We start from the raw sequence: 12,839 nt of genomic DNA, 5'->3' as shown, positions 1-12,839 counted from the left end.
AACACCCCCCAAGGAGACCGAGAAATGTCCGATGTGCGCGACGCGGCGATGAGCGCCAAGGCCTGGCCCTTCGAAGAGGCGCGCCGGATCCTCAAACGCTATGAAAAGGCTCCGCCTGAAAAGGGTTACGTTCTTTTCGAGACGGGCTATGGCCCCTCGGGTCTGCCGCATATCGGCACCTTTGGCGAGGTTGCGCGGACGACCATGATCCGCCGCGCCTTCGAGGTGATCTCGGACATTCCGACCCGCCTGATCTGTTTCTCGGACGACATGGACGGGATGCGCAAGGTGCCGGGCAACGTCCCCAACCAGGACCGCCTGCGCGAGGACCTGCAGCGCCCGCTGACCAGTGTCTACGACCCGTTCGAGACGCATGAGAGCTTTGGCCATCACAACAACGCCATGCTGCGGCGGTTCCTGGACACCTTCGGGTTCGAGTACGAGTTCATCAGCGCGACCGAGTTCTACAAGTCCGGCCGGTTCGACGAGATCCTGCTGCGCGCCGCCGAGAAGTATGATGACCTCATGGCCATCATGCTGAAATCGCTGCGCGATGAGCGGCGTGAGACCTATTCGATCTTCCTGCCGATCCACCCGGAAACGGGCCGCGTCCTGTACGTTCCGATGAAGAACGTCGATGCGGCCAAGGGCGAGATCACCTTCGACGACGAAGATGGCAGGGAATGGACGCTGCCGGTCACGGGCGGCAACGTGAAACTTCAGTGGAAGCCGGACTTCGGCGCCCGCTGGGCCGCGCTGGGCGTCGATTTCGAGATGTACGGCAAGGACCACAGCACCAACACGCCGATCTATGACGGCATCTGCCGGACGCTGGGCGTGCGCCCGCCCGAGCATTTCACCTATGAACTGTTCCTGGACGACAAGGGCCAGAAGATCTCCAAGTCCTCGGGCAACGGCATCTCGATCGACGAGTGGCTGACCTATGCCTCGACCGAGTCGCTGTCCTATTTCATGTTCCAGAAGCCCAAGACCGCCAAGCGGCTGTTCTTTGACGTGATCCCCAAGGCGGTGGACGAATACCACCAGCAGCTGCGCGCCTATCCGGGGCAGGAACTCAAGGCGCAGGTCAACAACCCGGTCTACCACATTCACAACGGCGACGTGCCGGAATCGAAGATGGTGGTGCCTTTCTCGATGCTGCTGAACCTTGCCAGTGCCGCCGGGGCCGAGGACAAGGCCGCGATGTGGGGATTCATCCGCCGCTATGCGCCGGATGCCTCGCCCGAAACGCATCCCGACCTGGATGCGGCAGCCGGTTTCGCGGTCAAGTACTACGAGGATTTCGTCAAGCCGACCAAGGTCTTCCGCGCGCCGGACGCCAAGGAGCGCGCGGCGATGGAAGACCTTGCCGCGCAGCTCAGGGGGCATGACGGGGCAACCGATGACGAGACACTGCAAAGCCTCGTCTTTGCCGTCGGCAAGGCGCATGAGTTCGATAACCTGCGCGACTGGTTCAAGGCGCTTTACGAGGTGCTGCTGGGTCAGTCGCAGGGCCCGAGGTTCGGCGGGTTCATTGCGCTCTACGGCGTCGATGAGACCGTGGCCCTGATCGACAAGGGCCTGGCGGGCGAGCTGGGCTGACCCGTGCTGTTCCTCTGAAACTTTGACGCCCTCTCCTCGTGGCTTACCTATGGGAAAGCCACGAGGAGAGATGACATGCGCACTTTATTGATGGGACTGGCCGTTGCGGTCGGCCTGGTGGGGGCCGCTCCGGCACAGGATGCCCTGGCGCCCAACCCGGCAATCCAGGGCACGATCCAGGGCCAGATCGACGCCTTCCTGCAGGACGATTTTGGCACCGCCTTCGAATTCGCCAGCCCGGGCATCCGCAACACCTTTCGCACGCCTCGGAATTTCGGCGCGATGGTGCAAAAGGGCTATCCGATGGTCTGGCGGCCCAGCGACGTGGAGTTCGGCCCGCTGCGCGAGCTGGATGGGGCGCTTTGGCAACAGGTGCTGATCCAGGACGAGGCGGGCAAGAATTTTATCGTCGAGTACCGGATGCAGAATGTCGACGGCGATTGGCGCATTTCGGGCGTCCGGGTCATTCCGGCGCCGGGGGTGTCCGCCTGACCCGGGTGCTGGTCAGAACTCTGTCCAGAGCCCCATCTTCAGGCCCATCGAGGTGTCGCCGGTCAGCCCCCAGGTGACGCCTGTTTCCAGCTTGAGCGGGCCCTTCAACGGCACGACCAACGAGGGCGCGACCCGTGCGAAGGGGTCGTAGCCATCAGGCTGGCCGGTCTGCAACTGCAGGATCAGCTTGCGGTCCCTGGGCAGGTTATGGCCCCAGGTGACATCGATCTTGAGGTCGGTCCGGCCGCTGGCGACATAGGCCTCGGCCACGCTGTCGATGGACAGCCAGCCGTTTTTCAACCCCCAGCCGACAGCAAGCCCGGGCCGCAGGACCTGGTCTCCGGCGATCGTGCCCAATCCGAACTGGGCGGTCATCTGCGCACCCGTTTCGGCCTGCAGGATCGGCCATTGCAGGAACAGGACCGACTTCCCGCTGCCGCCGACCGAATGGCCGATGTCGAAACCCAGCGTCAGCCGGTCGGTCAGGCCGTATTCGAAGAAAAGCGTCGAATAGTCCTGCGTCGGGTCCATCGACGTCCAGGTGTTCAGGTCCTGCGGCCAGCCCAGTCGAACGGCGATGCTGCCAAAGCCGCTGCCCTGCTTGCGTGGCCAGGCACCCGCCCCGGCAGGTGGGGCGGCAAGACAGGTGGCCAGGATGGTGGCCAGGAAAAGGTCCAGAGGACGCATGGCGGGACTCTTGGCAGCGTCGGGCCGTTAACCAACCCTTCCGAACCGTAGGGATGCAATGGTTAACGGAAGGTGAAGCAATTGACGCAGGGGGCTGGATTCCCCTTTGCCGCAGGTGCACAGTCGCTGGCAGGTTTTTCGGGGGATGGAATGGCTGGACATGTGATCACCGTGGCACAGCAGAAGGGCGGCAGCGGCAAGACCACGCTGGCGGCACACCTGGCGCTGGCCTTTCACGGTCAGGGCAAGCGGGTGGCCGTGGTGGACCTGGACCCGCAAGGCAGCCTGGGGCGCTGGTTCATGACCCGGGTCGAAAGCCAGCCCGAAACCTGCGAGGGACTGGATTTCGCCACCTCTTCGGCCTGGGGGATCTCCTACGAGGTGCGCAAGCTTTCGGCGGTCAACGACATCGTCATCATCGACACCCCGCCCAAGGCCGACAGCGACTTGCGCCCGGCTCTGCGGGTGGCGGACCTTGTCGTGGTGCCGGTGGCGGTCAGCCATGTCGATCTCTGGGCCACCGAAGGTGTGCTGGACCTGGCCGCGCGCGAAAACTGCGCGACGCTGCTGGTCATGAACCGCACGCGGGCCGGCACACGGCTGAATGCCGAGGTGGCCGAGGCGGCGACCCGGCTTGGGGCGGCCGTGGCGCAGGCCAGCCTTGGCAACCGCGTGGGCTATGCCGAGGCGCTGGGACAGGGGCGCGGGGCGCATGAAGGCGCCAAGACCCCGGCCCGGGCCGAGATCGAGGCGCTTGCGCAAGAGGTGGCGAAACGGCTCGAGACGGGGTAAGGGGGCGCGCACAGGAGGCCCCTTGATGACCGATCTCGATGAACTCGCCCGCCTGATCCGGGCCGATGCCCAATCCCGGGGGCAGACGATTTCCCGGCTGGGCTATTTCTGCGCGCCGTTCCGCCCGGATACCGGACCGCTGTCCGACCGGGTGATCAAGGTTTACCGCGGCATGGGGGACGCGGCGGCGCTGGACAGGCTGCAGCGCTGCCACCATGACTACGTCCAGGCCCTGCTGGCGGGCGGCGTGCCGATGCCGACGACAGAGTTCCACTTTGTCGAACTGGGCGGTACACGCGTGCCGGTGATCGTGCAGGAGGCCCTGCCGGTCGACAGCCTGATGCGGCCTCGGATGCAGAAGGAAACGCTGACCTCGACGCTGGAGATGATGGAAGCTGCGGGCCAGGTCATCGCGCGCTTCTGGCTCTGGGCGCGCGAGCAGGAGGGGCGGATCGGCTTTCACCCCTCGATCCGCAATTTCGCGGTGATCGACGGCAAGGCGGTGTTCTTCGACACCTTTCCGCCCCTGATTCACTATTCGCGGGACGAGATGGGCAAGATGCTGCTGACCTTCTCGGACAAGCGCCTGATGCGGATCATCGGCCCGCTTATGCAGAGACGCGTGACCGGGATCCAGGACGAATGGTACTCTCCGTCTGAAACGCTGGTCGGGCTGGTGGGGTCCGCTTGCCGTTTGCGCCCCGACGATGCAGAGGCCTACCTTGACTGGGGTCGAGACTTCGTCATGCGTGCGATGGCGCCCTGGGCCGAAGAGGCGCTGGCCGGGCTGCAGGCGCCGCCCAAGCTGCCCGGGTATTGGACCGGGTTCCGCAAGCTCTTGGGCCTGCAGGGAGAGCCCAACCTCTGACGGTGCCTCGGGATAAACCACGCCCTACGCAGGGTGTGATCTCTCGATGCCCAGCCCGGCGTTGCGCCGGCGGATGGCGGTGTCATGAGTATTTTACGAGAGAAGAAGCCAAGGCGCGCGCTCTTGCGGCTTCTTCTCTCGGAAAATACCTCCGGGGGTGTGGGGGCAGCGCCCCCACTCCTGTCCGGGCCGCAGGCGCGATCAGACGATCTTGATGCCCGCGCTTTCCGCGTCTTTCAGGAACTGGGCGAGGCCCTTGTCGGTCAGCACATGCTCCGCCATCTTCTTGATGACGCCCGGAGGCGCGGTGGCCACGTCGGCGCCGATCTTGGCGGCTTCGGACATGTGGTTGGCCGAGCGGATCGAGGCGGCGAGGATCTGGGTTTCGAACCCGTAGTTGTCGTAGATCTCGCGGATGTCGGCGATCAGGTCCATGCCGTCGAGGTTGAGGTCGTCCAGCCGCCCGATGAAGGGCGAGATGAAGGTGGCGCCGGCCTTGGCCGCCAGCAGCGCCTGGTTGGCAGAGAAACAGAGCGTCACGTTGACCATGCGGCCCTCGTCGCTCAGCACCTTGCAGGCCTTGAGGCCGTCCCAGGTCAGGGGCACTTTCACCGCGATGTTCTCGGCGATCTCTGCGAGTTTGCGGCCTTCGGCGATCATGGCGTCGGCTTCGGTGGCGACCACCTCGGCCGAGACGGGGCCCGAGACCATGTCGCAGATTTCCTTGGTGACCTCGAGAATGTCACGGCCGGATTTCATGATGAGCGAAGGGTTGGTGGTGACCCCATCCACCATCCCGAGGTCGTTCAGCTCGGCGATGGCGTCGATCTCGGCGGTGTCGACAAAGAATTTCATGGCGGGCGCTCCTTGATGGCTTGGCCTTTCCTGCTCCGCGATTTACCCCTTTTGCATGCCGATCACTACCCCGGAATTCTTTGAGGCGGGCACCCTTGTCGGGGTGCTGACCACGCAACCGCTGGATCGGGTGCTGGATTACCGCGCGCCCGAGGGCGGGTGTTGGCGCGGTGCCTTTGTCGAGGTGCCGCTGGGCCCGCGCAAGGTCATGGGCGTGGTCTGGGGGCCGGGGCGGGGGGATTTCGACGCGTCTAAAATCCGCGCCGTGAACCGCGTGCTGGACGTGGCGCCCATGCGGGACGAGTTGCGGGCCTTCATCGAGAAGGCCGCCGCCTACACGCTGACGCCCCTGCCGGCCATGTTGCGGCTGGCGACGCGGGCGCCGGGTCTGGGCGACCCGCCTTCCATGCGCAAGGTCTATCGTTTGGGCGAAGGAGAGCCGCCGCGCATGACGGACGCCCGGACGCGTGTCCTGGACGCCGCGCGCGAAATGGGCGGGCTGTCCCTGACGCTCAAGGAACTCTCCGAGGCTGCGGGCGTGACCTCGTCGGTGGTCAAGGGTTTGGTCAAGAGCGGTGCCATCCGGGAAGAGGACACGCCGCGCGACACGGCCTTCCCCCGGCTCGACCCGGGGTATGGCGGCAAGGACCTGACCGAGGATCAGGCCAGCGCGGCGGATGTGCTGCGCGAGGGGCAGCGGGCCGCGGGCTACGAAACCGTGCTGTTGAAGGGGGTGACCGGCTCGGGCAAGACCGAGGTCTATCTGGAGGCGGTTGCGGAATGCCTGCGGGCGGGGCGGCAGGCGCTGGTGCTCTTGCCCGAAATCGCGCTTTCGGCGGAGTTCCTGACCCGGGTCGAAGCGCGGTTCGGCGCGCGCCCCGCAGAGTGGCATTCCGGTGTCACCATGACGGAACGCCGGCGGGTCTGGCGCATGGTGGGCGAGGGCGGCTGCCAGGTGGTCGTGGGCGCGCGCTCGGCCCTGTTCCTGCCGTTCCGGAGCCTTGGGCTGATCGTGGTCGATGAAGAGCATGACACCTCCTACAAGCAGGAGGACGGGGTTCTTTACAATGCCCGCGACATGGCGGTGCTACGGGCATCGATCCTGGGCTGCCAGGTGGTGCTGGCCTCGGCCACGCCCTCGCTGGAAAGCTGGGCCAATGCGGATGCGGGCAAGTACAAGCGGCTGGTGCTGACCTCCCGCTTTGGCCCCGCCATCCTGCCCGAGATGCGGACGCTGGACATGCGGGCAGAGAAACTGCCCGCAGGGCGGTGGATTTCCGGCACGCTGCAACGGTCGGTGAACCTGCGGCTGGAGAAGGGAGAGCAGGCGCTGTTGTTCATCAACCGGCGGGGTTATGCGCCGGTGACATTGTGCCGGGCCTGTGGTGAGCAGATCGGCTGTCCGCATTGCGATGCGCGCATGGTCGAACACCGCTTTCTGAAACGGCTGGTCTGTCACCAGTGTGGCGAGAGCATGCCCATCCCCGAGGTCTGCCCCTCCTGCGAGGTCGAGGGCAAGCTGGCCGCGGTTGGCCCGGGAGTGGAACGTCTGGCCGAGGAAGCGGCGGCACTGTTCCCCGAGGCGCGGATCGCGGTGCTGTCCTCGGATCTTTTCGGGACTGCGCGCGAGTTGAAGGAACAGGTGGCGGCGATTGCCGAGGGCGGGGCCGATATCATCATCGGCACACAACTGGTGGCCAAGGGGCACAACTTTCCGCTTCTGACGCTGGTGGGCGTGATCGACGCGGATCTGGGCCTGCAGGGATCGGATCTGCGCGCCGCCGAACGGACCTTTCAGCTGATGCGGCAGGTTGCGGGGCGCGCGGGCCGGGCGGACAAGCCGGGTGTGGCGCTCTTGCAGACCTACCAGCCCGAACACCCGGTGATCCGGGCGATCCTCGCGGGCGACGAAGAGGCCTTCTGGTCGGCGGAGGCGGACGAGCGGCGCCTGGCGGGCATGCCGCCCTTCGGCCGCCTGGCGGGGATCATCCTGTCGGGCGGCGACATGGCCAAGGTGTTCGACCTTGGCAATTTCCTGGCCCGCAACGACGGGGCGCTACGGCAGGTGGGGGCCGAAGTCTGGGGACCGGCGCCCGCGCCCATCGCTCGGGTCAAGGGGCGGCACCGGGTGCGGCTGCTGGTCAAGGCGCCCAAGAACGTGGCCCTGCAGGGGGCCTTGGCGGACTGGGTCGCGCAGGTGCGACTGACCGGTGACATGCGGCTGGCCATTGATATCGACCCGCAGAGTTTTTTCTGACGGGACGGGGGCGCTTGTCGTCGGGCTTGTGCCAGGCATGGTGAGGGACAATTCTTGGGACAGGGGCTTGTCGCCGATGCCCCGGGCCGGGACGAATTCGTCGATACGTTTTTGGCGACACGGTAGGCTACTTTGACCGCATCTTCCCGCAACTCGCCCTTGGGCGCGATCAATGCCGGCCCGTTTGCAACACCGTGCGCCGCCAGAGGCAAAAGCACCACAACGCGGCGTCTTTTCTGTGTCTGTCTTGTTTGTCCGCCGACCCGTCTCTACATGCCACGCCATGAGACGTTGGGTTCCCTTCCTGAAATCCGTCCCGCGGGTCTCCGTCGTGCGCCTGCAGGGCGCCATCGGCGTGCCTGGACGGTCGAGCATCTCGGACCGCTCGGTCGCGTCAATGTTGGAGAAGGCATTCAAGTCGAAGCCTGATGCGGTGGCGCTGGAAATCAATTCGCCCGGCGGCTCGCCGGTGCAAAGTTCCCTGATCGGGTCCCGTATCCGCAGGCTGGCCGATGAACACGATGTGCCCGTGCTGGCCTTTGTCGAGGACGTGGCGGCCTCTGGCGGTTACTGGATCGCCAGCGCGGCCGACGAGATATGGGCCGACCCCAGCTCGATCCTCGGCTCGATCGGGGTGATCTCTGCCGGGTTCGGTCTGCCGGTGTTCCTGCAGCGGCAGGGGATCGAACGGCGGGTCCACACGGCCGGCAAGTCCAAGAGCATGATGGACCCGTTCCAACCTGAAAAGGAAGAGGACGTGGCCCGTCTGAACCGCCTGCTGGAGCAGCTGCACCAGACCTTTATCGGCCATGTGAAAACCCGTCGCGGCGACAAGCTGACCGAGAACCCGGATCTGTATACCGGTGAGGTCTGGATCGGTCAGGCGGCAGTGGACGAGGGGCTGGCTGACGGCATCGGCCACCTTGTGCCGCTGATGAAGGAGCGCTTTGGCGACAAGACCCGGTTCAAGCGTTTCGAGGCGCGCAAGCCCCTGCTGCCGCGCCTTGGCGCGCAGGCGGTTCAGGGCGCGCTGGGCGAAATCGAGGAACGCGCGGACTACGCGCGGTTTGGCCTGTCTTGATCGTCAAGATCGTCGCCCTCTTCCTGGTGTTCATCGCGGTTCTGGGGTTTTTCGGAAAACTGCGGATTCCCGGCGCAAAGCAGCTGGGCCAGCTGCGCGACCGCGCCCGCCTGAACGCAACGAAATGCCCGAAATGCGGTCGCTACCGCATCGGCAAGGGGCCTTGCGACTGTCGAAAGGGTGGCAACTGAGATGGTCTACGTCTACGCGGTTCTTGGTCTGCTGATCCTGCTTCTGGCGGGGGACGCGCTGGTCAAGGGGGCGGTGAATCTCTCCTTGCGGGTTGGCATCCCGGCCCTGATCGTCAGCCTGACCATCGTCGCCTTCGGCACCTCTGCTCCAGAGCTGCTGATTTCGATCAAGGCGGCGCTGGATGATGCGCCGGGCATCGCGCTGGGCAACGTGGTGGGGTCGAACACGGCGAACGTGTTGCTGGTCTTGGGGGTGCCGGGGCTGATCACGGTCATGCACACCAGTCAGTGTGACACACGCAAAAGCTATCTGCAGATGATGGGCGGCACGCTTGTCTTCATCGCGCTGGGCTTTCGCGGTGTCTTTGACTGGATCGCCGGCCTGATCCTTCTGGCTCTGCTGGTCACCATCCTCGGGAGTCAGATGCGCACAGCGCTGCGCCACCGCGCCGAAGGCCGGGCTGATGAAGAGCTGGAAGAGCCCGAAGGCGCCGATCCCGACATGCCCTGGTGGCGGATCGGCCTGTTCCTCGCGCTGGGCCTGATCGGCTTGCCGTTGGGTGCCGATCTTCTGGTCGACAGTGCCGAGGAGATCGCCCGCATGTTCGGCGTGCCGGATGCGGTGATCGGGCTGACGTTGGTGGCGCTGGGGACGTCCTTGCCGGAACTGGCGACAACGGTCATGGCCGCGATCCGCCGTCAGGCCGACGTGGCCATCGGCAACGTGATCGGATCGAACCTTTTCAACCTTCTGGCCATCATCGGGGTCGCCTCGTTGATCGCGCCGATCCATGTCGGGCCGGGGTTCCTCCAGTTCGACTTCTGGGTGATGTTGGGGGCCTCGCTGCTGCTTCTGCCCTTTGTCTTTTTCGGGCGCGACCTTGGGCGGATCTGGGGCGTTGTCTTGTCGGCGCTTTATCTGGGCTATGTCACAGTCGTATTGCTGTGACGGAGGACCCTATGGGTGAGGTGAAAGGGCGCGCACTGGTGACAGGCGCGGGACGGAGGCTGGGCCGGGCCATGGCCGAGACATTGGCCGCGCAAGGCTATGCCGTGGCGGTGCACTACGCGGGGTCCGAGGCCGCGGCACAGGAGGTCGTTGACGGGATCTCTGCGCGGGGCGGACAGGCCGTGGCTCTCCAGGCGGATCTGCTGGACGAGACGCAGGCACAGGCGTTGCTGCCGCGCGCGGCAGAGGCCTTGGGCGGTCCGATGACGGTGCTGGTGAACAATGCCTCGATCTTTGAATATGACGACATCGACAGCGCCACGCGGCAAAGCTGGGACCGGCATTTCGAAAGCAACCTGCGCGCGCCTTTCGTGCTGATCCAGGCACTGGCATCCCAGGTTCCCGATCCTGCGCGGGATGCGCGGGGGGAACCGGTGGCGCGGGGGCTGGTGGTCAACATGATCGACCAGCGGGTGCGCAAGCTGACGCCCGAGTTCACAAGCTACACCTTGGCGAAATCCGCGCTCTGGACGCTGACGCAAACGGCGGCGCAGGCACTGGCGCCGCGCGTTCGGGTCAACGGTATCGGCCCCGGGCCAACCCTGCAGGGTGGTCGGCAGGATGCCGGGGCCTTTGCCCGCCAGAGGGCATCGACAGTGTTGGAACGTGGCGCCGACCCCGAGGATATCACCGCTGCGCTGACCTACCTTCTGGGGGCGAAAACCGTCACTGGGCAGCTGTTCTGCATCGATGGCGGCCAGCACCTGGGGTGGCGGACACCGGACGTTGTCGGCGTCGAATAGGGGGATGCGCCCCAGAGTTGTGCACGGGTCATAAAGCCTTAACAAAAGCGTTACGAAAAGGTGAATGGTCTCAATGACTTGCAACGAGGGCACTTTTTTAGTTCATGAAATCAATAGCTTGCATTGATGCCTAAAAAATGGGCATCGGGGCGAAGTGGGCGGTAGACAAGGGAAAAATCGACCTGCCCGGATTTTGCCCGCAGACTTATCCACATATTCGGTGGATGTTTAACCACTTGAATCGGCCGTCGTTGCATTGCAGCACAAGTAAGGAATCGCGCGTTTCACATGGGTGCAAGAATGCCGCCATCGAGTGAGCAGAACGGGGAGCAGGGCCGCGTGCCAAAGGGCCACGAGATCATCCACGGATACCTGAAGACGCTGGACTCCTCGCCCGGTGTCTACCGCATGCTGGATGAGCAGAGCCGGGTGCTCTACGTCGGCAAGGCGCGCAATCTCAAGGCGCGCGTGTCGAGCTATGCCCGGCCCACGGGACATTCCCGGCGCATCGCCCGCATGATCTCGGAAACCACGTCGATGATGTTCCTCACGACCCGGACCGAGACCGAGGCGCTGTTGCTGGAACAGAACCTGATCAAGCAGCTCAAGCCCAAGTTCAACGTGCTGCTGAGGGATGACAAGTCGTTTCCCAACATCCTGGTGACGGACCATCCCTATCCGATGATCAAGAAGCATCGGGGCGCCAAGAAGGAAAAAGGGGCCTATTACGGCCCCTTCGCCAGCGCCGGCGCGGTGAACAGGGTGCTGAACCAGCTGCAGAAAGCCTTCCTGCTGCGCAACTGCACGGACAGCATGTTCGAGACACGCACCCGTCCCTGCCTGCAGTACCAGATCAAGCGTTGCACCGCGCCCTGTGTCGGCAAGATCTCGGAAGAGGACTATGCCCGCAGCGTGAAGGATGCGCAGCGGTATCTTTCCGGCAAGTCGACAGAGGTGCAGGAGCGGTTGAAATCCCAGATGGCCGAGGCCTCGGAGGCGATGGAATTCGAACGCGCCGCCGCGCTGCGCGACCGCATCCGGGCCCTGACACAGGTCCAGACGGCGCAGGGGATCAACCCGCAGACCACCGCCGAGGCCGATGTGATCGCGCTTTACCTGGAGAACGGGCAGGCCTGTGTGCAGGTCTTCTTCATCCGGGCCAACCAGAACTGGGGCAACCGCGATTTCTATCCCCGCGTGGGCGAGGACGTGGGCGCCGCGGAAGTCATGGAGGCTTTCCTGGGCCAGTTCTACGACCAGAAGGAGCCGGCGCGGCTGGTTCTGTTGTCGCACGGGATCGAGGACGAGGACCTGATGCGAGAGGCGCTGACCGACAAACTGGGGCGCAAGGTCGAGATCGCGGTGCCGCAGCGGGGCGAAAAGGCCGAACTGGTCGAAGGCGCCCTGCGCAACGCCAAGGAGAGCCTGGGCCGCAAGATGGCCGAAACGGCCACGCAGGCCAAGCTGTTGCGCGGACTGGCCGAGGCCTTCAGCCTCGACGCGCCGCCGCAGCGGGTGGAGGTCTATGACAACAGCCACATCCAGGGCACGAACGCGGTGGGTGCCATGATCGTCGCTGGGCCGGACGGCTACATGAAGAACCAGTACCGCAAGTTCAACATCAAGGGGGACGAACTCGTGCCCGGCGATGACTTCGGCATGATGAAGGAGGTCCTCAGGCGGCGCCTGACACGTTTGCAGAAGGAGGATCCCGACCGGGACAAGGGGCTGTGGCCGGACCTGATGCTGATCGACGGAGGCGCCGGGCAGGTCAGCGCGGTTGCCGAGATCATGGCGGAACACGGGGTCGACGACCTGCCCTTTGTCGGTGTCGCCAAGGGGATCGACCGCGATGCCGGCAAGGAGGAGTTCCACCGCCCCGGCCAACGCCCCTTTGCGCTGCGCCACAACGATCCGGTGCTCTACTTCGTGCAGCGCCTGCGCGACGAGGCACACCGTTTTGCCATCGGCACGCACCGCGCGAAGCGGGCCAAATCCCAAATGGCCAACCCGCTGGACGAGGTGCCGGGCGTCGGCGCGGCCCGCAAACGAGCGCTGCTGGCGCATTTCGGCTCTGCCAAGGCAGTGTCGCGTGCCAACCTTGCCGACCTCAAGGCGGTGGACGGGGTAAGCGGTGCGCTTGCGGAACGCATCTACGCCCATTTCAACGAGAAGGCGTAATCCAATTGGCACGCCTCCCGGCGTGACTGGTTCAGCTTGCGTGGCCGCAAGCCGGTGAGGGGCGCTGCCCCTCTGTGCCTT

At 65.0% G+C, this 12,839-nt stretch carries 12 protein-coding genes; 10 read left to right on the top strand and 2 right to left on the bottom strand.

Going from position 1 to position 12,839, the window contains the following annotated elements:
* Positions 1–24: 24 nt before the first annotated feature.
* Together ACQY5B_RS18840 and ACQY5B_RS18835 are read left to right on the top strand one after the other, a co-directional pair.
* Positions 25–1,602 carry a lysine--tRNA ligase gene (locus ACQY5B_RS18840; RefSeq protein WP_420327951.1) on the top strand — a complete coding sequence of 526 codons (1,578 nt, stop codon included), beginning with the start codon at positions 25–27 and terminating at the stop codon, positions 1,600–1,602.
* A gap of 75 nt (positions 1,603–1,677) precedes the next feature.
* A complete protein-coding gene (locus ACQY5B_RS18835) occupies positions 1,678–2,094 on the top strand; it encodes a DUF4864 domain-containing protein (protein WP_420327952.1) in 417 nt (138 codons plus the stop codon).
* A 12-nt stretch (positions 2,095–2,106) separates the two neighbouring features.
* Here ACQY5B_RS18835 and ACQY5B_RS18830 read toward each other — a convergent pair whose 3' ends face one another.
* A complete protein-coding gene (locus tag ACQY5B_RS18830; protein WP_420327953.1) occupies positions 2,107–2,781 on the bottom strand; it encodes a hypothetical protein in 675 nt (224 codons plus the stop codon).
* A 150-nt stretch (positions 2,782–2,931) separates the two neighbouring features.
* On the opposite strand from ACQY5B_RS18830, the gene parA reads away from it, so the two are divergent.
* Positions 2,932–3,573: a ParA family partition ATPase gene (gene parA / locus ACQY5B_RS18825; protein ID WP_420327954.1), complete on the top strand. Its 642-nt coding sequence runs from the start codon at positions 2,932–2,934 to the stop codon at positions 3,571–3,573.
* A 25-nt stretch (positions 3,574–3,598) separates the two neighbouring features.
* Positions 3,599–4,441 carry a DUF6206 family protein gene (locus ACQY5B_RS18820; RefSeq protein ID WP_420327955.1) on the top strand — a complete coding sequence of 281 codons (843 nt, stop codon included), beginning with the start codon at positions 3,599–3,601 and terminating at the stop codon, positions 4,439–4,441.
* Positions 4,442–4,642: 201 nt separating this feature from the next.
* Here ACQY5B_RS18820 and fsa read toward each other — a convergent pair whose 3' ends face one another.
* Positions 4,643–5,296, bottom strand: coding sequence for a fructose-6-phosphate aldolase (gene fsa, locus ACQY5B_RS18815; protein ID WP_088669545.1), 654 nt, complete (start codon positions 5,294–5,296; stop codon positions 4,643–4,645).
* 55 nt (positions 5,297–5,351) lie between these two features.
* Between fsa and ACQY5B_RS18810 the strand changes: the two genes are divergently transcribed.
* From ACQY5B_RS18810 to uvrC, 6 genes are all read left to right on the top strand, one after another.
* Complete coding sequence (locus ACQY5B_RS18810; protein WP_420327956.1) at positions 5,352–7,553, top strand: primosomal protein N'; 2,202 nt, start codon at positions 5,352–5,354, stop codon at positions 7,551–7,553.
* 283 nt (positions 7,554–7,836) lie between these two features.
* Positions 7,837–8,634 carry a S49 family peptidase gene (locus tag ACQY5B_RS18805; protein ID WP_420327957.1) on the top strand — a complete coding sequence of 266 codons (798 nt, stop codon included), beginning with the start codon at positions 7,837–7,839 and terminating at the stop codon, positions 8,632–8,634.
* Positions 8,631–8,825 carry a hypothetical protein gene (locus tag ACQY5B_RS18800; protein ID WP_420327958.1) on the top strand — a complete coding sequence of 65 codons (195 nt, stop codon included), beginning with the start codon at positions 8,631–8,633 and terminating at the stop codon, positions 8,823–8,825. Before ACQY5B_RS18805 ends, ACQY5B_RS18800 begins: the two co-directional genes overlap by 4 nt.
* Before the next feature lies 1 nt (position 8,826).
* Positions 8,827–9,774 (top strand): calcium/sodium antiporter, encoded by a 948-nt coding sequence (locus tag ACQY5B_RS18795; protein ID WP_420328611.1) that lies wholly within the window; start codon positions 8,827–8,829, stop codon positions 9,772–9,774.
* 11 nt (positions 9,775–9,785) lie between these two features.
* Positions 9,786–10,577, top strand: coding sequence for an SDR family oxidoreductase (locus ACQY5B_RS18790; RefSeq protein WP_305971252.1), 792 nt, complete (start codon positions 9,786–9,788; stop codon positions 10,575–10,577).
* A 300-nt stretch (positions 10,578–10,877) separates the two neighbouring features.
* Positions 10,878–12,758 (top strand): excinuclease ABC subunit UvrC, encoded by a 1,881-nt coding sequence (gene uvrC, locus ACQY5B_RS18785; RefSeq protein WP_420327959.1) that lies wholly within the window; start codon positions 10,878–10,880, stop codon positions 12,756–12,758.
* Positions 12,759–12,839 lie beyond the last annotated feature (81 nt).

Source organism: Antarctobacter sp. (genome assembly GCF_965277915.1).
Classification (GTDB): domain Bacteria; phylum Pseudomonadota; class Alphaproteobacteria; order Rhodobacterales; family Rhodobacteraceae; genus Antarctobacter.
This window is presented reverse-complemented; position numbering and strand designations above follow the sequence as displayed.